Source organism: Trichococcus flocculiformis (genome assembly GCF_900113645.1).
GTDB lineage: Bacteria > Bacillota > Bacilli > Lactobacillales > Aerococcaceae > Trichococcus > Trichococcus flocculiformis.
Window position 1 is genome coordinate 95,980 of the sequence record NZ_FOQC01000004.1, and the last position, 21,514, is coordinate 117,493.

At 48.2% G+C, this 21,514-nt stretch carries 15 protein-coding genes and 9 tRNA genes; 5 read left to right on the plus strand and 19 right to left on the minus strand.

What is annotated here, in order from left to right:
* Positions 1-14 precede the first annotated feature (14 nt).
* The 5 genes from BMZ71_RS03330 to BMZ71_RS03350 all read right to left on the minus strand — a co-directional run bounded on the left by BMZ71_RS03330 (position 15) and on the right by BMZ71_RS03350 (position 8,212).
* Positions 15-983, minus strand: a complete 969-nt coding sequence (locus tag BMZ71_RS03330; protein WP_068559883.1) for a 3'-5' exoribonuclease YhaM family protein — start codon at positions 981-983, stop codon at positions 15-17.
* Between the two features lie 21 nt (positions 984-1,004).
* Positions 1,005-3,827, minus strand: a complete 2,823-nt coding sequence (locus BMZ71_RS03335; protein WP_177187474.1) for an ATP-binding protein — start codon at positions 3,825-3,827, stop codon at positions 1,005-1,007.
* Positions 3,808-5,067 carry a metallophosphoesterase family protein gene (locus BMZ71_RS03340; RefSeq protein ID WP_177187475.1) on the minus strand — a complete coding sequence of 420 codons (1,260 nt, stop codon included), beginning with the start codon at positions 5,065-5,067 and terminating at the stop codon, positions 3,808-3,810. Before BMZ71_RS03340 ends, BMZ71_RS03335 begins: the two co-directional genes overlap by 20 nt.
* A 403-nt stretch (positions 5,068-5,470) precedes the next feature.
* The gene (locus BMZ71_RS03345; protein WP_177187476.1) at positions 5,471-5,821 is read right to left on the minus strand and encodes a YlbF/YmcA family competence regulator; all 351 of its coding nucleotides are present in this window, start codon (positions 5,819-5,821) and stop codon (positions 5,471-5,473) included.
* 291 nt (positions 5,822-6,112) lie between these two features.
* Positions 6,113-8,212: a PBP1A family penicillin-binding protein gene (locus BMZ71_RS03350; protein ID WP_086988281.1), complete on the minus strand. Its 2,100-nt coding sequence runs from the start codon at positions 8,210-8,212 to the stop codon at positions 6,113-6,115.
* 457 nt (positions 8,213-8,669) lie between these two features.
* Here BMZ71_RS03350 and BMZ71_RS03355 point away from each other — a divergent pair, with 457 nt between their 5' ends.
* Positions 8,670-10,040, plus strand: a complete 1,371-nt coding sequence (locus tag BMZ71_RS03355; protein ID WP_086988280.1) for a hemolysin family protein — start codon at positions 8,670-8,672, stop codon at positions 10,038-10,040.
* Between the two features lie 283 nt (positions 10,041-10,323).
* Here the strand turns inward: BMZ71_RS03355 and BMZ71_RS03360 are convergent, their stop codons facing one another.
* From BMZ71_RS03360 to BMZ71_RS03375, 4 genes are all read right to left on the minus strand, one after another.
* Positions 10,324-11,856 (minus strand): phosphohexomutase domain-containing protein, encoded by a 1,533-nt coding sequence (locus BMZ71_RS03360; RefSeq protein ID WP_086988279.1) that lies wholly within the window; start codon positions 11,854-11,856, stop codon positions 10,324-10,326.
* 126 nt (positions 11,857-11,982) lie between these two features.
* On the minus strand, positions 11,983-12,492 hold the full coding sequence (gene trmL / locus BMZ71_RS03365; protein ID WP_068559865.1) for a tRNA (uridine(34)/cytosine(34)/5-carboxymethylaminomethyluridine(34)-2'-O)-methyltransferase TrmL: 510 nt from the start codon (positions 12,490-12,492) through the stop codon (positions 11,983-11,985).
* Between the two features lie 26 nt (positions 12,493-12,518).
* Complete coding sequence (queG, locus tag BMZ71_RS03370) at positions 12,519-13,676, minus strand: tRNA epoxyqueuosine(34) reductase QueG (protein WP_086988278.1); 1,158 nt, start codon at positions 13,674-13,676, stop codon at positions 12,519-12,521.
* Positions 13,677-13,932: 256 nt separating this feature from the next.
* Complete coding sequence (locus BMZ71_RS03375) at positions 13,933-14,790, minus strand: methyltransferase domain-containing protein (RefSeq protein WP_086988277.1); 858 nt, start codon at positions 14,788-14,790, stop codon at positions 13,933-13,935.
* 215 nt (positions 14,791-15,005) lie between these two features.
* On the opposite strand from BMZ71_RS03375, the gene BMZ71_RS03380 reads away from it, so the two are divergent.
* From BMZ71_RS03380 to BMZ71_RS03395, 4 genes are all read left to right on the plus strand, one after another.
* Complete coding sequence (locus BMZ71_RS03380; RefSeq protein WP_086988276.1) at positions 15,006-15,416, plus strand: Hsp20/alpha crystallin family protein; 411 nt, start codon at positions 15,006-15,008, stop codon at positions 15,414-15,416.
* Positions 15,417-15,562: 146 nt separating this feature from the next.
* Positions 15,563-16,042, plus strand: a complete 480-nt coding sequence (locus BMZ71_RS03385) for an RrF2 family transcriptional regulator (protein WP_245734372.1) — start codon at positions 15,563-15,565, stop codon at positions 16,040-16,042.
* Positions 16,043-16,061: 19 nt separating this feature from the next.
* Positions 16,062-18,701, plus strand: a complete 2,640-nt coding sequence (locus BMZ71_RS03390) for a YhgE/Pip domain-containing protein (protein WP_086988274.1) — start codon at positions 16,062-16,064, stop codon at positions 18,699-18,701.
* A gap of 238 nt (positions 18,702-18,939) precedes the next feature.
* Positions 18,940-19,293 (plus strand): MerR family transcriptional regulator, encoded by a 354-nt coding sequence (locus BMZ71_RS03395; RefSeq protein ID WP_086988273.1) that lies wholly within the window; start codon positions 18,940-18,942, stop codon positions 19,291-19,293.
* Positions 19,294-19,495: 202 nt separating this feature from the next.
* Here BMZ71_RS03395 and BMZ71_RS03400 read toward each other — a convergent pair whose 3' ends face one another.
* The 10 genes from BMZ71_RS03400 to BMZ71_RS03445 all read right to left on the minus strand — a co-directional run bounded on the left by BMZ71_RS03400 (position 19,496) and on the right by BMZ71_RS03445 (position 21,502).
* Positions 19,496-20,014, minus strand: a complete 519-nt coding sequence (locus tag BMZ71_RS03400; RefSeq protein WP_245734373.1) for a GNAT family N-acetyltransferase — start codon at positions 20,012-20,014, stop codon at positions 19,496-19,498.
* A 503-nt stretch (positions 20,015-20,517) separates the two neighbouring features.
* Positions 20,518-20,601, minus strand: a tRNA-Leu gene (locus tag BMZ71_RS03405).
* 42 nt (positions 20,602-20,643) lie between these two features.
* Positions 20,644-20,714 (minus strand) — tRNA-Cys (locus BMZ71_RS03410).
* A 32-nt stretch (positions 20,715-20,746) separates the two neighbouring features.
* Positions 20,747-20,818, minus strand: a tRNA-Gln gene (locus BMZ71_RS03415).
* An 8-nt stretch (positions 20,819-20,826) separates the two neighbouring features.
* Positions 20,827-20,899 (minus strand) — tRNA-His (locus tag BMZ71_RS03420).
* A gap of 19 nt (positions 20,900-20,918) precedes the next feature.
* Positions 20,919-20,989: transfer RNA gene (locus tag BMZ71_RS03425), tRNA-Trp, on the minus strand.
* A 25-nt stretch (positions 20,990-21,014) separates the two neighbouring features.
* Positions 21,015-21,095 (minus strand) — tRNA-Tyr (locus BMZ71_RS03430).
* Positions 21,096-21,109: 14 nt separating this feature from the next.
* A tRNA-Phe gene (locus BMZ71_RS03435) sits at positions 21,110-21,182 on the minus strand.
* A 172-nt stretch (positions 21,183-21,354) separates the two neighbouring features.
* Positions 21,355-21,427: transfer RNA gene (locus tag BMZ71_RS03440), tRNA-Asp, on the minus strand.
* 2 nt (positions 21,428-21,429) lie between these two features.
* Positions 21,430-21,502 (minus strand) — tRNA-Val (locus BMZ71_RS03445).
* Positions 21,503-21,514: the final 12 nt, after the last annotated feature.

The window sequence follows — 21,514 nt, forward strand, 5'->3', positions numbered from 1 at the left end:
CTTGCGTGTTTTTATTATTGCCCTTCTTCAGAAGGTTGGACAAAGAGCGGCTTATAGAAGCTGCGGTTCTCCAACCCGAAAATGCGCTCGCTGAACGTTCCTGGCGTCGTGCGCAACAAAGCCGTATCGATCATATTGATGGAAGCATCCAAATTGTCCAGATGATGGATGATTTCGGCTTCCAGGAGATGCGGTGTTACCGGCGAGCCGAATTCCTGTTTGCCGTGATGCGCCAGAACAATGTGTTTCAACAGAATGACTTCTTCACTATCCTCATCGATGTTCAAAGAGAGACAGGCTTTGGTGATTTCTTCATCGATAAGGACGATGTGTCCGATCAGGTTCCCTTTCAGGGTATACTCTGTCGACATACTACCACTCAACTCAATCGTTTTTCCGATGTCATGGAGAATCACGCCACCGTACAACAAAGACTTATTGACTGATGGATAGTGTTGAATGACCGTTTTTGCCATCCGCAAAATCGAAACCGTATGGAAACCCAGTCCGCCCACGATGGCATGATGATGACGCTTCGCAGCGGGATACTCGAAAAATTCCCGTTGATATTTTTTGAGTATATGCCGGACAATCCGGTTGATCGGCGCGCTCGTGATCTCAAACAAAATTTGGCTGACTTCCTCCACCATTTCTTCCGATTTCAACGGAGCACGTTCCATATAAAGTTCAGGTCGGCTTGGTTCCCCTTCCCTAGCGAGCCTTAGCTTTGTGATGCGCAGTTGGGGATTGTTCTGATACAGTTCCCGTTTGCCGGTTACGGCAACGACTTGACCAGCTTGGAATTGCTGGATGTCCTCCTCTTTTGCGTCCCAGTATTTCCCATCGATCTGACCGCTGCGGTCCTGGAAAGTAAAGGCAATGAATTTCTTGCCGTTTTTCGCCAGACGGATATCCGCACTTTTGATCAGTACATAAATTTCAAAATTATCATCGATTTCATGTTCGTATATTTTTTTGGCCACCCCTACCAGCCCCTTTCACTCCTATTTTAACATGTATACTTGTTTCTGTGAAAAACGTTGAACGCAAGCGTCATCGAATGTGAAAAAGAGTACCTGCACGTCTTCGCTCAGCTCCTCCAGCAAAGTAAACATGATGTTTTTCCTGTCCTCGTCGAAGTTCACAAAACCATCATCGATCAAGATCGGCATGCTGACGATATCGGCAGTGTTCTTCACAAACGCCAACCGCAGCGCAATATACAACTGTTCCACTGTCCCCTGCGACAATTCATTCGGGAAAAAGGTTGTTCCGTCCTTACGCTGCACCTTCATACCGTTCTTTTGGAACGCGATGCCGGTGTATGCACCTTCCGTCAAACGACTGAAGAAGGTTATCGTATCGTCGAGCATCAGCGGCAGGCGATCCTCTTTTCCATACCGCAGTGCCCGTTCTATCCATTCTCCGGCAGTGACCAAGCCAGCCCACTCGACGGCAAGATCCCTCAGCTCGGTTTCGGCCAAAGCAAATTCCTGCAGCAAGGCGCTGTATGTCCCGCCTTCTTCCAATTGTTCCAGCTGATGCTTCAGTTCTACTTCCGTTCTTTGCAGTCTCGACAATTCGGTCTTCAGCTGCTGCATTTCCAAATCATTCTTTTCGTAAAGGGACATGCTTTTCTTCGCATCGCCGTATCGATCCAGGAGTTGCTCGCGGCCATTGACCTGTTCATCCAGAAATTCCTTGCGCTTGAGGTTTTGTTCTTGCTTCTCCTTCAACGCCAGCAACTGGTAGAACTCGGCTTCGGTCTTTGCGTTGGCCTGATCCAAGAGCTGCTGCCGCTGTCGATGGGACTCAGCAAGGTCGCGTTGGATCAGTTCCAGCTCTTGCTGCAGTTCGTTGATTTTATCCTGAACATTCGCAGCCATGCTTTCTTCCAAAACGACGGCATTCAGTATCTCGGGGAAGCGTGCGGCCATTTCAGTGACTGTCAGATGTTCAAAATGGAAACGGCTGCGGATGAACGCAGTCTGCTCATTCCATTTGTCCACGGCGAGACTCAGATCGTCCATTTCTGCTTCCTGTTTGATGATCAAGGTGGATTTATCCGCCAACACGGCACCGGGATCCAATTGCAGGAGTTCCGGTGCCGTCATGCGGGCCGGATAGCCTTTCTGCTGCAGGAAGATCTCCCATTCGGTTTTGAGTATCTTTCCGCGTTCCTCCAGCTCCTCACGATCGTTCAAAATCTCCAGGAATTTATCCTGCAAGTCTTCGAGCTCTCTTGTTATTGCCGAGATTCTTTCGCGGACGGCAGCCTGCTTCAGAAATTGCTCCATCGTATTTTCGGGAGAGCCTTCTGGGGAGGCAACGTCCTTCGTTCGTGTCTGTTGTTTCCTTCTGGTCAGGATAGCACCACCGACAGCAAGCACAGCAGACAACGTCCAAGCGATTACCCTGAAATCCGCCAGCACAAAGGACAGTACCAGAAATACAGCTGCAGCCACAAACAACAGGCCGAGCGGACTTTTTTTCGTAACTGCAGGCGTAGGCCTCCTTTGGCTCGGCTGTTGCACATCGCTTTGCAGCGCCGCATAAGCATCATCAGCCAACTTCTCGTGTTGGAGACGTGTCTCTTCTTTCTGGAGCGTTTCCAGCTGGTCTTCATGGAAGCCGATGTTGTGGTCCAAACGCAGTAGTTGTTCTTCGATCTGTTTGAAGTCCTGGGCAAGCCGCTGCAGTCGGACGCGTTCTTCTTCCTTAAGCGGCTCCGGTGTGGGAAGGGCCAGATTCAACCCAAAGGCCATTTTTTGTTTGGCCAAATCGGCTTTGTTGTTGCTGACTTCATTTTCCAGATACGTAATCTTATTCAGATCCGCTTGCGTTTTGGCGACACTGTGCTGCAAAGCAGCAAAATCGGATTGGTGCTCTTTGTACCATTCCACGTGGACAAATTCGCCCAACTGTTTCTGCATTTGCGCTAATTTTTCCTGAAGCTGCGTCTGCGCTTGGATCGAAGTGGCCATTCTTTCCTGCTGGCTCTGCCATTGGTAGCGGGCATCTTCCGGCACTTCGCTGTAATCGACTGCCGTGATTTCCTTGTTCAGCCGTTTCCACTCCTGATAACTGTCCGCCAACCGTAAGCTCTCTGCGATTGCAGTTTGTTCCTGCTCCAGTTCCTGTTGACGGGCTAATAGTTCGGCCTGCTGTTTTTGACTATCCGACAAATGCAGCAGCGACGTTTCATACGTCGCATTTTTCGCTTTTGCTTGCTGAAGCTTCCTTTGCAGTTTTTCAGCATCCTGTATTTTCTTGTTCAATGGCGGGACGCTGCCTGTCGGTTTGAAACGTTTCGCCGCTTCGTCCCGGTATTCTTTCGCTAATTGCAGCAAGCGTTCACTCCCGCTGGTGCCGATGCTCAGCAGATAATGATTGAGATCTTCTTTTTGAGTTTTTTTCAAGGAAAGCAAGCTGTCTATTTTGAATGTATAAAGGGACTCGAAAGTTTCCCTGTCCATCCCCAATAAAAACCGCCCGAGATTTTTTGTCGTCTGCTGCACGCCATCTGCCAGCGTAACAACTGCTTGCCCCTTATTGCGATCTTTCACCCGCTCCACGATGACATCACCGAACCGCGTGTCCGCCAAAAACAAGCGACCACCGTATGCTTGCGCTTGCTTCGGAACGTACAGATTCTGATCTTTCTTGCGGGCATTGGGGAACCCGAAGAGGATACTGTTGATGAAGGATGACAAGGTACTTTTGCCGGCTTCGTTTTTGCCGTGGAAGACCTGCAGATCCTGCACATCATCAAAGGTTCGGTTCACCCATTTTCCGTAGCCGTATATTTCAATCTTCCGTATCTTCACTGTCTTCCTCCTCAAACGCGACGGCCTGCACGATCCTCTTTTTGGCAGCCGCCAACGCTTCCTCTTTGAAGCTTCGGTCTTTTTTTAAATCAGGGAAAGTGGTCCTGATGAGTGGATGCTGGAAAAAGTTGTCCAGCTGTTGATAGAATACGTCATCTCCGCTGATTTCCGTCCAACTTTTCGAAAAACTTTCCTTCATGACCTGATCGAACGAAAACAGTTCTTTTTCCGTATCGACTGCTATTTTCAACTGGTACAGGTAAATGAAAGGCTGTTCCAACCTTTGCCGGACACCGTCCAGTATTTCTTCGTCCTCGATTTTTTTGACGACATCGGGATGTAGCCCTTGGATGTCTGTAAACTGTAACGAAAACAGTACGCTCGATTCACTCATAGCACGATGCTGCTCCATACGTTCCTCGATGCGCGCAAGCACATCATTCAAAGTTTTACAGCCATGTAACGACATCATTTCTTTTTCCCAAACAATCGGCGCCGTTGGGAGAAAAGTCAATGTCGGTAACATTCCTTTCCGGAGTGTCACCAAATACGCACCTTTTGCTTCTGTCTCGTTCGGATTACGCCCTTGCGTATTTCCGCAATAGACGACAGGAGGAGCCTCCTGAAGCTGCTGTCTTTTGTGGATATGTCCCAAAGCCCAATAATCATAGTTTTTCGCGTTCAATTCGCCTAAAGAAAACGGCGCATAGACACCTTCGGAAGAGTTCAGTCCTTCAAGGTAGCCGTGCAGCATCCCGATGTGGTAATCCACTGTATGATTCCGGTTCGGATAATCGACAATCATCCGCTCTTCAACCCATCTGGACGGGTAACTGAAGCCGGTGATAGCCACCCGCTCACCTGCTTTCGTAGTCAAAATTTCGGTGGTGACCTCTTTTTCGAAGACAGTTACGTTTCCGGGAAGCTGCAGTTTAAGCGACTCCCTTCCGAGAAAATCGTGGTTCCCATGCGACAAATAAACCGGGATACCCGCCCGATCCAGCCGTCCCAATTCATCCCTCAGAAAAGCCTGCGCCTTCACACTCTGATTCTCCTCATCGTAGATATCCCCGCTGATCAGGAAAAAATCGACTTCTGCCGAGATGGCTTGCGTCACCAATTCCCGAAAAGAAGCAAAAGTGGACTGGTAAATCGCATCAAAAAGTTGCGGTTCCAGCTGTTTGATTCCTTTAAAAGGGCTATCCAGATGGAGATCCGCTGTATGGATAAATGTAATCACAAGCTGTCCTTCTCTCTGCATTCTATGCTAAATCTGTTAAATAAGAAAAGCTGAACGGGTTCGTTCAGCCCGGAAAGAAATTTAGGAAATCTGTCCGACTGAGCATCGAAGAGCGCAATAGGACAGATTTATCTAATTTCCGAAGGGCTTACCCGTGAAGCTAGCCATCTATATTGGATGCATGAAATATTTTGCAATCCTGTGAAAAACCTACGGTGACGCACTTTTGATTCTAAAAATTTTTATATGGTCCTAGAAGCATCAAAAAAGCTGCGCCATTTCTTCCAAATAGCGGATGAAGAACGTTGGATGGCATTGATCGGCAATGCGTTGAATCCTGTCCTTGTCTATCATCCGGCCATTCTTTCGGAAATGGTCACAGCTTGTCGTCAAAAATTAAGTCTTAATCTTGTGCAGGCGCGTATAGTTCTTGCAACGGTTTTGTGATGATGGCATTGACTTCTTCCATCAATTGGCTCAACTGTTGCTCTTTAGCCATCAAAGATTGGATAACTTCGTTGCCGGATGCTCTTTCAGCGATGGCCTGAGCAGAAGCCACATCGTCATCAGTGATCGCTTCGCCAGTCATTTGTTTTTGTTGCAGTCCTATTTGCACATTACGGAACTCCTCAAACAATTCAAACGCAACTTGATCTTCTCTCATTGCAGTATAAGCTGCAGACAACTCCGTAAAAACAGGAGCTTCACGCAGATTTTTTTCCAACTCATAAGCTGTATCATAAATATTACTCATTATCTCATTCCTTCCATTCGCATATTACATAAACTATAACATTATCCGAACAATAAAGCCATCAAAAAACACGAAAATACGTTCTTATCAGAGCGTGATGAATCCCGGGTAGAAATCGAGCACTAAGAGGACTAACACTAAGCGGACGCTTTTTGTCCGTGTGTGGTAGTCAGCTTAGGCACAGATTTCTGGGATTCAGAACGCGTTTACGCAGAGCGTGATGATTCGGGGGAGAGGATGAGCACAAAAAAAGACAAGCCGTCACAGCCTGCCTTCCCCTTAAATCAATTCTTACTGCCCGAAAGCCTCGTTGGCCCAATCGAACAATTTTTTTGAACCCTCACCTAGGCTTTGACCGAACGAACCCATGTCATTCATGAACTCATCCAAGCCATTTTTCAGCCCATTAATGATGCCACTATCATAGGTTTCTTCGGCAGCAGCGACGGCAAATTCTGTCTGCGGGCTGATCGACAGCAAAGCCCCCATTTCGGCACTGTATAAATTTGCCATCGTCTTGCCGGCATTGTTAAGATTGTATATTTCATTGGTTTTATCATATCCCAACCAGGTAGCAACAACAAGATCCGGTGTGTATCCTACCATCCATTGTGACTTGATGTAGCCTGTTTCCCGATCAAGCTCCGTCGTTCCGGTCTTGCCGGCGATCACCATGCCGTTCGATGGTTGCGCCGATGCCCCGGTTCCGCCATCTGCATACACGCCCATCAGCATGCTTGTCATTTCTTCCGCAACCGCGGCGGTCGTAACCCGGTTCGTCTTGGGCTTGGTATTGTCAACGATCACCGCTCCGGTCGCATCGACAATCTTCGTGATGAAACGTGCTTGCGTGCGCACCCCTTCATTCACGAAAGTCGTATAGGCACTGGCCAGTTGCACCGGTGTCACGCCCTTGCTCATCCCACCGAGCGCAATAGCGCCCAAATTCTCATCCGCTTCGCCGATCGAGATTCCGAAATCTTCCAGTTTGGAGATTCCTCTTTGGATACCCAGTTTATCCAACAGCCATACTGCAGATGTGTTCTTGCTCTCGGCAATCGCCTGGTACATCGGTAAAGTGTCATACAAGCTGTTGCGGTCATAGTTCGAAACAGAATAAGCATCATCACCGTAAGTCAAGGAATCATCATCCATCACTTCCGCATCGACTGCGTATCCGGCCTCAAGAGCCGGTGTGTAGACGGACAATGGTTTGATGGTCGAACCAGGCGCCATTGGCATCTGCGTTGCACGGTTATAGGTCCGGAAACCTTCATATTTTGTCGCTCCGACAACCGCGAGTACATCACCGGTTGCCGGTTCCATAGCCACAGAGGCACTCTGTACAAGAGTCCCATCTTCCGCTGTCGGCAGATAGGCATTCGCATAGGCATTATCCATCTGAAGCTGATAATCCTGATCCAGACCGGTGTAGATTTTGTAGCCCCGGTTCAGCAGATCCTCTTCATCCAAGCCGTAGGTATTGACGGCCTCATCGATGACCGCATCGAAATAGTAGGGATAGTTGTAACTGCTGTTTGCATAATAGGTACCCACCACATTGATGTCTTCAGCCATTGCCGCATCAGCGGTGGCTTGATCGATGAACGCGTTGTCCGCCAACAGTTGCAGAACCGTGTTCCTTCTAGCAATGCTCGCTTCTTTATTGTCAATTGGATTGTAGTAACTCGGCGACTTCAGGATTCCCGCCAGAATCGCTGCTTCCGACAAGCTGACTTCACTCGCCGGTTTTCCGAAGTATTTCTGCGAGGCATCCTCGACACCCCACACCCCGGAACCGAAGTAAGCGTTGTTCAGGTACATCTCCAGGATCTCGTCCTTCGTGTATTTACTTTCGATTTCGAATGCCAAAAACAGCTCTTTTGCTTTGCGGATCAATGTCTGATCCAATGTCAGGTAGGCATTTTTGGCCAACTGTTGGGTAAGCGTCGAACCCCCACCGACAATATTACCGCCGTTCAGAACGAAACCGACAGCGGCACGGCCGATTCCGATCGGGTCAACACCGGTGTGCTTATAGAACCGTTTGTCCTCCGTTGAAACGACGGCAGTCTGGATATTTGGAGAAATCTGGTCGATCGTCACGAACGTCCCTTTCTGCGAATAGAGTTCCCCGGCTTCATTGCCGTAGCGATCGTAGATGACAGTTGTCTGTTCCAGACCTGCCTTGAGATTTTCGACATTGGCGGTCTTAGCCAAAAATACTAGATAGGTGCTGCTGATTAATGTCCCGATCAACAAGAACAAGATGATAAACTTGTTGATCCTGTATTTCCGCCAGAGGTTCTTGCGTTTCTCATTGAAACGGGCCCATCCGGCTTTCAACATTTCTTTAAATGGTTTATTTTGCATTTTTTCATCCTTCTTCATTTAATACATCCCCCCAACTTGCTGAATGCCTTTGCGGTGCGCGTGGCAGTGGAGACACAACCTAAGCTTTTCACATGAAAGCACATTGCAACAACAGATTCCGTATCATAGTAACAGGAATCGCTCAAATAAGAAACCGACTTAAGTCGCAGAAATGCTCTCGTATTGCAATTTCTCTATTTTGATTTATAATTTTAGCATAAGTATCGTTTTGAATTAACCGAATTTTGCTTAAATAATTATTAAGGTAGGTGGCACCAGTGGGACAGAACGCATCAGATGACAACCATCTGTAGACCAAAAGAATTTTCGAAAACGCGTATTTTCAGGGATTCTTTTGGTCGCTTTCATTTGTTTCAGCGTGAAACCAGAGATCTCGTGAAGAAATTTCCTATTCAGGATCATTATTTCACAGGAGGTGAAGTCTGCTCTCTATAAAGGAAGCAGGCAATCAATTATGTCAATTACAACCGGTTTACTATTATTTTCCCTCATTCTTTTCATTGCTTCTTTTTTCGTTATGTCCGAATATGTGCTCGTGAGGATCCGCCCTTCCCGGCTGGATTTCCTGGTTGAAGAAGGAAATCCGCAAGCAAAATTATTAAAAAATATGACCGTTAAACTCGACAGCTATCTTTCAGCGACGCAACTGGGGGTTACGATCACATCTCTTGCCCTTGGTTGGTTAGGGGATCCTACCTTTAAGCGCCTGTTCGATACGCTTTTCGGTAACTTGCCGATCCCCGATGCGGCCGCAACCATCCTGTCCTTTGTTGTTTCATTCTCTGTCTTGACTTCCATCCAAGTCATCATCGGTGAACTCGTTCCCAAAAACGTAGCCTTGAGCCGCACGGAGAAAATGGGCCTTCGTATCGCAAGACCGTTGAATATTTGGTACCGCGTGATGTTTCCCTTGATTTTTGTGCTGAATAAAACGGCTAACGGCATTTCCAAAGCGATCGGGATGAAAACGATCGGCGAATCGGACGACAATGTGTCCGAAGAAGAACTGCGCTTGATCATGAGTCAAAGCTTGAAGAGCGGTGAAATCAATCGTGAAGAGTATCAATTCGTGGAAAATGTTTTCAACTTCGATGAGCGGATGGCACGTGAAATCATGGTTCCCCGGACGGAAATCGTAGCGGTGGACTTCGATATGTCACTTAGCGATATCGCAAATGTGGTCCAACAGGAAAAATATACCCGCTATCCGGTCATGCGCGATGACAAGGATTCGATCGTAGGCGTCATCAACACGAAAGAAGTCTTTGCCGCCTTTGTCGAAGCCGTCCAGAATAAAGACGAAAGCAAATTCACCGTCACCGACTTCGTTCGTCCGGTCATCACGGTAATCGAGACGATTCCGATCAAGGAACTTCTGGTCAAGATGCAAAAGGAACACAACCAAGTCGCCATTCTGATCGACGAGTACGGCGGCACAAGCGGCCTTGTTTCGATGGAGGACATCGTGGAGGAAATCGTCGGTGACATCAGCGATGATTTCGAGACGAAAGATCAACCTGAATTCATCATGCTTGGCGAAAACCATTACCGCATCAGTGCCCGCATGTTGATCGACGATGTCAATGATCTGTTCGGCTTGGACATCGACAACGAAAACGTGGATACGATGGGTGGCTGGTTGCTGGACCAAAAGTATGACGTCAAGGAAGGCGAAGAAGTCGAATACCACGGCTACCGCTTCAAGGCGATCCAAAAAGAAAAAAATTCAATTATCGTCATCGATATTTTCACGACAAAGAAAATGAAGAACCAAGTCGAATCTGCAGATTCGGAAGAAAATGAAGAACCCGAAGTAACCGAATAAGAAAAGCTGAACGGGTTCGTTCAGCCCTGAAAGAAATTTAGGAAATCTGTCCGACTGAGCATCGAAGAGCGCAATAGGACAGATTTATCTAATTTCCGAAGGGCTAACCCGTGAAGCTGGACATCATTTTAGATGCATGAAACATTTTCCAAACTTGTGAAACACCTACGGTGATGCACTTTTGAGTTGAACAAATTTTATAAATTCCTACATGCTAAGCAAAAAAAAACTTTGTGACCAGGCTTTTGAACGCCTGTCGCAAAGTTTTTTTTGATGAGATTTCTTAATGAAGATGCCCTGTATCCAACTCCGAACGCCCTTTGAAGAAAGGCAGCACGGTCTGTGCGATCAACGGCAGTTTGCCGACTACATCGCTTTCGATTGTCCATACCAACAACGGTTCATGAAGGCTCAACCGCAGGATGAACCAGCCTTCCCCGTACTGGCCACTCAGATTCACGCGCACGCCCTCAAGATGATCTGCAACCAATGCCATGTCCTCGGTCGCAGCGATGAAAGCCGCAAAATCCTTTATGATGGCATTACCCACTTCAAAAATCGGTTCTTCGATGATCGTAAAGCGATACTCCATCGTTTCCGCCGGTTGACCCAGTGTCGCGATCAAATCGCCCAAGCGTTTTCCTTCCGTTGATAACTGCGCATCTGCGATCAGCAGCTTTGCGATCAGGTAGGCACCGTCATCCAGGAAATAATTTTCTTTCAGCGCCGCATGTCCGCTCGTTTCAATCGCCAACACTGCATTGGTGCCCGCTTCATTCAATTCGATGCCGCGATTGATGACATTCCGGTAGCCGGTCAGATAACGGTCCTGGACCCCGCCAAGGCCCGTGATGAACGTCTCCAAGTGAGCGGATGTCGCCGAATTCGTGACGATGGTGGCGCCTGGCTCTGCATTCAACAACACCGCCGAAATCAACGCAATCAGATTGTTGCGGTTGAACGCTTTTCCGTCGCTGTCGACGATCGCGGAACGGTCCACATCCGTGTCGAAGATGATCCCAAGATCGGCCTTGTTTGCGATCACCGCATCCTGGATGCTCTTCATTGCCGCTTTATTGTCCGGATTCGGGACGTGGTTCGGGAAAGTGCCGTCCGGATCCAGGAATTGGCTACCGGAAGTGTTGGCCCCCAAAGGCTGCAGCACCCGTTCCACAAAGAATCCGCCCGCTCCGTTACCGGCGTCCACGATGATGTGGCGTCCAGTCAATGGTTTCTCAGGATTTTCCGCTGAAGCGATGCCTTTGCGGATTTTTTCCTGGAGATCGGCTGCATAAGTCGAAAGCAGATCCATCTCGGTCACAACTGCGGTTTGTTCTTCTTCAGCGAATGCTTCCGGTATTTCGTAGGCGTATTCCAAAATTGCCTCGATGTCCTCGTGCTCCGCTCCACCTGTTTTAGTGAAGAATTTCAGTCCATTGTATTCAAAAGGAAGATGGCTGGCGGTGATCATGATCGCTGCATCCGTCGCGTAATCTTTGTACTGCGTCGACATGAACATCGCCGGTGTAGTGGAAAGGCCCACATCGACGATTTCGATGGCAAAAGGCGCCATCCCAGCCATCAGTGCAGTTTTGATGTCTCCTCCGGATAAGCGGCTATCCTGTCCGATCGCAATTTTGACTTTCTTTTCGCTGTTCAGATTGATATTTTTATCTTTTTGCAACCACTCCACGAAACCGTATCCGATACGCGTCACTTTGTCCGCCGTAAGCGTCGCTTCATGTTTTTCCGTCGAAATCGCAATCCCGCGGACATCCGATCCATTCTGTAAGGCCAATAATGCAGCTTTATCCATTATTCCATCCCCTTTTCAATTTTACGTTACATCCATTATACCTATTCACTGGAAATAAAAAAAGAACGGCCGAAGCTTTTTCGCTTTTGGCCATTCTATTTGTGAAATTATCAACTGGGTGAGGCTTTAGCCCTTCAATTTATCGTTCTCATACGTGTGAGTCAATTCCAGATTCGGGAATCCTTGCTGACGCAACGCCTCGTAGACCACCATGCAGGCTGTGTTCGACAGGTTCAGGGAGCGCACATGCTCATCGTTCATCGGAATGCGCAGGCATTTTTCAGCGTTTTCCTGCATGAAAGATTCAGGTAGGCCCGTCGTCTCTTTGCCGAAGATGAAGAAGATGTCCTCGTCCTTCGTGAAGTCGGCCTCGCTGTAGATGCGGTCGGCGAACTTGGTGATCAGATAGAGCTGGCGATCGCCCAAATAGTCGAGGAAAGCCGCCAGATCCGCATGATGGATGATGTTCACGTCATGCCAATAATCAAGCCCGGCACGTTTCAGCTGCTTATCATCGGTCGAAAAGCCCAACGGTTCGATCAGATGCAAAGTAGTGTTGGTTGCAGCGCAAGTGCGCGCGATATTGCCTGTATTCGCAGGGATCTGCGGTTCAAATAGTACGATATGGTTGGTCATAAATGAGGCTCCTTTATTCTGTTAGATTAATCTGTTTTCTGGATTTCAAGCATTTTCAGATACGCTTTCTCCATTTCAGCTTTGGTTTCTTCATCCGTTTCGATTATAAGCCGTTCGGAGAAAAAAGCCAACATTTCCGGATTAGGCTCGCGTACAATCTCCGCGATAGCCCAAGCAGCCGTTCCACGCAGCACTGGACGGGGATCTTGCTCGATCATCCGCAGCAGTTCCGGAATCGCCGTCCGGTCGCGGTAATTCGCCAAGGCGATGACAGCGTTGCGCTGCAGCGGTTTTTTGCCGCGCCATGAGCCTGCCAGATGACCGAACTGCTCCTTGAATTCCCGATTCGAAATCGTCAACATCGGTTGCAACACGGGCGTGACGCTTGCTGGTTCAGGCTCCATTTCGGGATGTAAATGATGATCCATGCCGCGGTTATACGGGCAGACTTGCTGGCAGATATCACATCCGTAAATGACATGGCCAATTTTTTGGCGGTATTCTTCCGGCATGTACCCTTTTGTCTGCGTCTGGTAGGAAAGGCAAATGTTCGGGTTCAGTTGGCCATTACCGAGGATCGCTCCGGTCGGACAGAAGTCCACACAGCGCGTGCATTCCCCGCAACCGAAGACACCCGGCTCATCCGCTGGGAAAGGAATGTCGGTGATGATTTCCCCCAAGTAGACATAGGACCCGAATTCGCGCGTGATCAACAGCCCGTTACGGCCGATGAAGCCCAATCTAGCCCGTTGCGCCACCACTGTATCGATCAGCTCGCCCGTGTCCACCATCGGCTTGAAGCGGGCATCCGGCATCTTTTCCTGGATAAAAGCAATCAATCGGTCCATCCTTTCGCGGAGGATGACATGGTAGTCAGTCCCCCAGGAAGCGCGCGAGAAATTGCCGCGGCGTTCTCCGCGCACCCGCTCAGCCTTTTCGGTCATTTTGCTCGGATAAGCTAGCGCAATCGAAAGGATTGCTTGCGGGTTATCGAATATCCGGTCCGGATAGATCCGTTCCTCCAGAACCGGGTGCTCAAAACCGACAGTGTGGCCCTTCGCATGCTGCTCCTTCAGACTTTCCAACATATATTCAAAAGGTTCGGCAGTCGTGAAACCAACTTTATCGATTCCGAGTTTTTTGCTTTCTTCTATTATTTCAGCCTTTAATGCTGCAAAATCCATTTCCTATACTCCTGACAATCAGTATTTTATGTACCGTTCGGTGTCCTTGTCGACCTCCGAAAAAGATTGCGAAAATACGCACAAAAAAAACGTATCGTTTCGGTGTCAGGCACGGCGAATGCGATACGTTGGTCAAGGTCATTTTGTCAAACAAAACGATAATAATGGCTACAAAATGATATACGTATTATAGCATATCACACCGCTGTGTCAACATTTTTCTGAAAATTGAGGTCATAGTCCGGTTGTACATAAATCAGATTGACTTGCTGGCGACCAAAAGTGTGACTGCCACTGTGACGGACTTCAAAGGATTTGCCGCCGCATTTGCCAACGCCGTTTCAGAAGCACCCCATGACAAAGGCGTCATCTCCATCAGCCAGCCATAGCTTTGCGCATCAAGAGCCACACTATAAGCTACTTCTTCGCTGATTGCATCCGGATAGATTTCGTAGAATCGATCCACCACTTGTTGATTGTCGTACTCTCTTTTTGTCGTATCCAGGGCATACAACTGCTCCCGCAATTCGATCAGATACTGTGCATTCGGCACAACTTTGATGACCTTGCCGCCTGGTTTCAAAACACGGTCAAATTCCTGGTACTGCGATGGTGAGAAGATGTTCAAGATGACATCAAAAGCACTCTCTGCAAAAGGCGAATGCGCCAGATCGGCCACACACCAGAAAGCATCCGGGAAAAAGTTGCTGGCCGCCAACTGGATCGCATCCTTCGAAATATCAAAGCCTATTTTTGTCCTCTTCAAGCCTTTTTCGGTCAAATAATGCAGATGCGACCCTTCCCCGCAACCGACATCCAGAACCGTCGCCGACTCCGGCTTGTCGATATGGGCATATACGGCATCCAACAATGGGAAAAAGAAACCGGTGTCCGCCAAATTTTTCCGGCTCGACAGCATTTCCTTGCCGTATTCGTTCTGGCCGCCCTTCATCAAAAGATGCAGGGTCCCCTTTTTGGAAACATCAAAGTGATGTCCATTCGCGCAAATAATACTATGCCCGTCCACCTTTTCAAAGTCCGCTTTGCAGATTGGACACTGGAAAAGGGTCCGATGCTTTTTCAGATAGAGACTGCCCGCTTCAATTTTTTTCATGATATACTACCCTTTCTCGGCCCGCGCGTTCATACGGCGTCAGGCGCTTACTGTCTCAAAACTCCTCTAACAGTTTACCATATAAACCTTTTGGAATCAGCTTTTGCTTCAGGCGCATAAAATGGAACCGTATTCAAAATTGTGGAGTTCTGATGTCTGAAGGTTTATACTGATGATGAAAGAAATGTTCAAAAAAACGAAAGGGGATTTTTCAAATGTCAAATGAGTTACGCAGAAGCAACAGTTTCTTCGACTTGCTGTCGGACACCGGTTCGCTGTTCCAAAATCGTTTCTTCCAGGAAATAAAAATGGATGTCCACGAAACCGAGGATAACTACCAAGTGACCGCCGATCTGCCAGGCTATGCCAAAGAGGATATCACTGTGGATTATGAAAACGACATTCTCTCCATTTCAGCCACACGCAAATCGGAAAAAGTCGACAAAGATGAAAAAGGCCAAATCATCCGCCAAGAACGTTCTTCGGGTTCCGTCCACAGGGAAATTTATCTGAAAGGCATCAACGAAGAAGGCATAACCGCTACTCTGACAGAAGGCGTTTTGAACTTGGTGCTTCCGAAGAAAGAACCTACTATACCTTCCAAACGCAAAATTGAAATATTCTGATAATTAAGGAAAAGACCGAGCAAACCGCCTTTTTGGCTTGCTCGGTTATTTTTTTGCATCACAATTATAAACTTTTTCTTGAACAATTCTTTATTGAGCGATAAAATACATCCATGGATGAAATACATCTACGAAAGAAGGCGAAAATGATGAAAATGAAAAGCGGCGTGGAACAAGCCATTTGCATACTGATCATGTTAGCGACTCAAATCGATAGACGCCCGATCAAGAGCGCTATCCTAAGCAGGCGTCTGTCAGTTTCCGATTCCTATCTCAAGAAAGTGATGCGCTCCCTTGTCGTTTCAGGCTTAGTCGATTCAGAGTCAGGCAAAGATGGCGGATTCCGATTGAACCGGATGCCGGAAGAAATCACAATGCTGCATATCTATGAAGCAATCGAAGGAACCCACAGCTTTGTCCGCCCCACCAATCTGGCCGAAAAGGTGTTCTTGCGAGCGGATAAAATCAAGAACAAAAAGAAGGAAGTCCTCTCAGTATTCTTCGATGCAGAGCAGCAATTCAAAGCCCGCTTGCAGAAATACACACTTGATTCCCTCTTGGTCGAAGGATCGGACAGGGTCGAAAACGTAGATTGGGAAGCCATCGTCCTGTCTGCAGAAATTTAAATGAAGGAAGTGCACGATCTTGTTGAAGCAAGAATGGAAATCTGTTTTAAAATCGAAAAAAATGTTAATCATTCTGTTCGGGATCAGCCTGATCCCTTCCCTTTACACCGTCCTCTTTCTCAGTTCCATGTGGGATCCCTACGGTAAACTGGCCGAACTTCCGGTCGCCGTCGTGAACCAGGATAAGGCCGTCAACTATAATGAGGAAACTTTGGCGGTAGGCGACTCGCTTGTCGCCGGTTTGGAGGAATCCGATGCCTTGGACTTCGATTTCGTTTCTCAGGAAGAAGCGGAAGCCGGACTGGCGGATGGCAGCTACTATATGGCGCTCACCATCCCGGAGGACTTCTCGGAAAATGCAACCACCTTGTTGGATGAAACACCCAAGCGGATGGAATTGACTTACAGCACCAGCGCTGGCAGAAGCTACATTGCCTCCAAACTGACCGCTTCTGCGGCAAACGAAATCAAGGACACCATCTCCGATGAAGTGACGGCCATCTACGCCGAAACCGTCTTTGACCAGCTGCAGACCGTCGCAGATGGGATGACTGCTGCTGCTGACGGCAGCGCGCAGCTCAGCGACGGTACAGCCCAGATCAAGGAAGGCAACGAGACCATTACAGCAAACCTCGAAACGCTGGCGGGCAGCACCCTCACCTTCCGTGACGGAGCAGAGACGCTGGCAGTCGGCTTGCAGACGTATCTGAATGGAGTCGGCCAGTTGGATGCCGGCGCCAAAGCACTGAACGATGGCACCGCCAAGCTGACAGCCGCCATGCCGGCGTTGGAAACAGGCGTTGGCAAACTGAACGCTGGCGCTTCTGCAACGGCTGCCGGCAGTGCATCGTTGAGTACCGGGCTTTCCAGCTTGGCCACGAACAGCCTTACGCTTTCGGCAGGCATGGATAGTTTGAACAGCGGCATGGGCCAACTGGCGGATGGCAGTAAAGCTTTGACAGCAGGCTTGGCTGCACTGAACACGAGTCTCACGAGTGCTGAACAACAGGCAAAACTGGTTGCATTGCAGAGTGGACTCGACCAAATGAAAAACGGTATCGAAACGCTCGACAGCCAACTCAAACACTCCAATCTTTCATCGGACTTGGGGACTGTCCTGTCCCAACTGGACGGCCTCTCAGGCACAATTGCGGCAGTCCAAACCGAGCTCAACACTATCACGGCCTCGGTGGACCCCGTCAACAATACCGCAGCCATCATGACTGCGATCTCCCAAAGTGGAACCGAATTGACCGCTGAGCAGGAAGCTGCAGTCAGCCAAGCTGTCTCTGCACAGCTGGCGACCGTCGCAAATGAACAAGCGTACTCTGTCCAATCGATCACTACCAGCCTCAACGGTCTTTCTGGGCTGAGCGTTATCGATGCTTCTGCCATCGCGCAGCAGGTTGCCGCACTTCAAAGCAGCGTCAGCAACCTATCGACCGGCTATGCCGCTGTCTACGGCGGAGCTACAACACTCGTATCGGGATTTGACCAACTCGGAACGACAAGCCAAGCGCTTCTGAGCGGCGCCCAAGCATTGCAGACGGCCATCGGAAGCGCACAAAGCGGATCCCAGAAACTCTCAGCCGGCCTGAACCAGCTTACAACCGGTTCCGAACAATTGGCTGCAGGGGGACAGAGCCTGACGGAAGGCAATGCACAAGTAAGCGCCGGTCTGCACACCCTGAATGAACAGACCGGAACCCTCGCAGCAGGCGCAATGGAACTCCAGAATGGCACACAGGCACTGGCCGACGGAACCATGCAGTTGGTCGAAAACGGCAACCTGCTGACCGATGGGACCAACCAACTTGCTGACGGTGCTGTAAAAATCAGTGACGGCTCCGCCAGATTAGCGGTTGGGTCGGAGCAACTCAATACCGGCCTGGTATCTTTGCTCAGCGGCACAGACGAACTCGGTGCCAAACTGCTGGACGGCAGCGCCGCGCTGAATGAAGTCGATGCAAACGAAAACACCTACGCAATGATGGTCGAACCGGTCATCGCGAACCAAATCGAAACGGCTCCGGTCGCCAACAACGGCTCCGGCATGGCTCCCTACATGATGTCCGTCGCCCTCTTCGTCGGCTCCATCAGCCTGAACCTGATGTACGACAGCTTTACGCCGCAGAAATATCCGCGAAACGGCATCAGCTGGTGGGCCAGCAAAATCTCTGTACTTGCGGCTGTCGGTGTCGGCCAAGCTGTAATCATGGTCGCACTTTTGGTGAAGGTGAATGGTTTAGCGCCGTTGTCGATCGAAAAGACGCTGTTAGTCACCATTTTGACCGCCTTCGTTTCGGTTTCCATCGTCATGCTCTTCAATCTGCTGTTCGATAAAGTCGGCTCCTTCTTGATGCTGATTTTTCTCGTCCTGCAGCTATCGGGATCGGGCGGTACTTATCCGATCCAGTTGTCCAACAGTTTCTTTGAAGCCATCCATCCCTATCTACCGATGACGTATTCGATCGATGCCTACCGCCAATTGTTCGGCATCGGCGGTAGCATCTCTGTGGATCTGTTCATCCTGTTGGCGATCCTGGTTGTCTTCAATCTGCTGATCATCCTTTTTTACGCATTCAAGCGGAAACAGTTGCGGCAGGAAGACTTTGAGGTCGACGAAAAATCGTCCATTCTTGAAACCCAAACCACTTAAAAACGTTAGAAATGTCAAAACACGCACACCGGTAGAGGCTGTGCGTGTTTTCGTTTTTTATTTATTTGGTACGTACAGCACAAGTGACGGTGTTGCTCCAGCTGCTACGGTGAACGGCCCTCATTGGAGCTGAGAACCGTTTTCTTTTGATTCATCTGAAAGTTTTAATTGACTTAACCTTCACTTTAAGTTGTATGCTTAGTACATGCAGATATTTACCAATCTGGAGGTGAAAAACATGAATATTTCAGAAGCAGTAGAAAAATCAGGACTGACAGCAGTAACCTTGCGTTATTACGAACGGATCGGCCTGATTCCACCTGTGACGCGGGGCAAGGGTGGCGTCCGATTATATACAGAATCCGATCTTGGCTGGATCGATTTCATCAAGTGCATGCGCAATGCCGGTTTGTCGATTGAATCCTTGATTGAATACACAACCCTGTTCAACAAAGGCCTGGAAACCGTCGCTGCCAGGAAAGAAATCCTGATCGAAGAACAGAAAAAAATGCAAGAACGTTACAATGAACTAGGAAAAACGTTGGAAACACTGAACAAGAAGATAGAACACTACGAGCAGGACCATACCTAATCAAAAAAGACAATGGGAACAGCAGCGCGAACAATCCGCGCACTGGGTACATTAGTTTAGACTGTTTTTGCTGGTATAATGATAAAACCATCCAAGCGGGTAATTCAATATCCCCTTGGATGGTTTTCATTTATTTTTGTAGCATCGGATATATTTATAATTCAATCATCCCTTCTCACATTGAGCGCTAACAACTAGTGACTCAAACCAGTTCCAAATAAAACGGAACGATATCCATAAAACTACCGTCATCCATTTTGAAGCCTCTTGGAATGATTCCCAACTCTTTGAAGCCCAGCTTTTTATAAAGGCTAATCGCCCCCTTATTGTTGGCAACAACAGCATTGAACTGCATGATGCGGAAGCCTGATTCTTTTGCCCTCTCCAGCGAATGCATCACAAGTTTTTCTCCGATGTGTTTCCCCCTTTGATCTGCTTTGACAGCATAAGAAGCGTTCGCAATGTGACCACAACGTCCGATATTATTCGGATGAAGAATATACAAACCAACTATTTCACCATCCTCTTCCGCAACACCGGTAAACGTCTGTTCCTCGAAAAAAGCTGCCGCCTTCTTTATTGATAAGCCGTTTTCTTGAGGAAAATACTTCCCTTCCCTTACGACATAGTTCCAAATTTTTGTCATTTCCTCCAAATCATTGATACTATATTTCCTGATAACAATACTCATCACCCTACCTACTTTCGTAAATAAATTCACTGGTTATATTATAGCTCAAACTACAATTCTTTATATAAGAAAAGCTGAACGGGTTCGTTCAGCCCAGAGTAAGGAAACACTGTGACCTAATCGGTCAAGTGTATCATGCCTCTAAGCGATTGAAATCGCAAGAGTCATGACAATTTAGGAAATCTGACCTCGCAACGTTCCCTATGGTCACCTTATACTGGGCTCTAAGGGATGAATCCCTAAGAGTCCCATGCAACTGAGCATCGAAGAGCGCAATATGCTGAGAGACTTCCTGCGTCAGCAGGTTAGTCGAACAGTATCATTGGCTCGCAGAGACAATGGGTTCCTTGATTAATAATTTCCGAAGGGCTAACCCGTGAAGCTGGCCATCATTTTAGGAGGCTGAAAATTTTACAAACTTGCGAAATACCCATGGTGATGCACTTTTCACTCTGGAAAATTTTATAAATTCCTATATGTCAAAAAAATAAGCTTGCAACGATGAAATCATCGTCACAAACTTATTTGTCTGATACCGGCGGCCGGGGTCGAACCGGCACGCCCTCGCGGGCACTGGATTTTGAGTCCAGCGCGTCTGCCAATTCCGCCACGCCGGCATGATTATGAAGAATGCAATGTTCCATTTTGTTGTTATGGAAAGGCGGTAACCGGATTTGAACCGGTGATAGAGGTTTTGCAGACCTGTGCCTTACCACTTGGCTATACCGCCGAGATGTTGCTATTTGAAAATGTTTGAAAAAACTGGGCTAGCTGGATTCGAACCAACGAATGACAGAGTCAAAGTCTGTTGCCTTACCGCTTGGCGATAGCCCAATAAAGAGGGCGACCGATGGGAATTGAACCCACGAATGCCGGATCCACAAACCGGTGCGTTAACCACTTCGCCACGATCGCCATGATATTAACTTAAAAACAGGGGTAGTAGGAATTGAACCCACACTGACGGTTTTGGAGACCGTAGTTCTACCTTTAAACTATACCCCTATATTAATAATTTGATCCAAAAAAATGGAGGGAGGCAGATTCGAACTGCCGAACCCGAAAGAGCGGATTTACAGTCCGCCGCGTTTAGCCACTTCGCTATCCCTCCATCATATAAAAAAATGGTCCGAGACGGATTCGAACCGCCGACACCTTGAGCTTCAATCAAGTGCTCTACCAACTGAGCTATCAGACCAGAATATTAAGAAAAGCAGAACGGGTTCGTTCAGACCTGAAAGAATTTTAGGAAATCGTTCCGTATGAGCATCGTAGAGCGCAATAGGTACGATTTATCTAAATTCCGAAGGGCTAACCCGTGAAGCTAGACATCTTGTAAGAAGTATAGCACACTTTCCAGAAAGTAAAAACGGCTCCGACGGGATTTGAACCCGCGATCTCCTGCGTGACAGGCAGGCATGTTGACCCCTACACCACGGAACCAATGGAGGTTGACGGGATCGAACCGCCGACATCCTGCTTGTAAGGCAGACGCTCTCCCAGCTGAGCTAAACCTCCAGGGATTGAAAA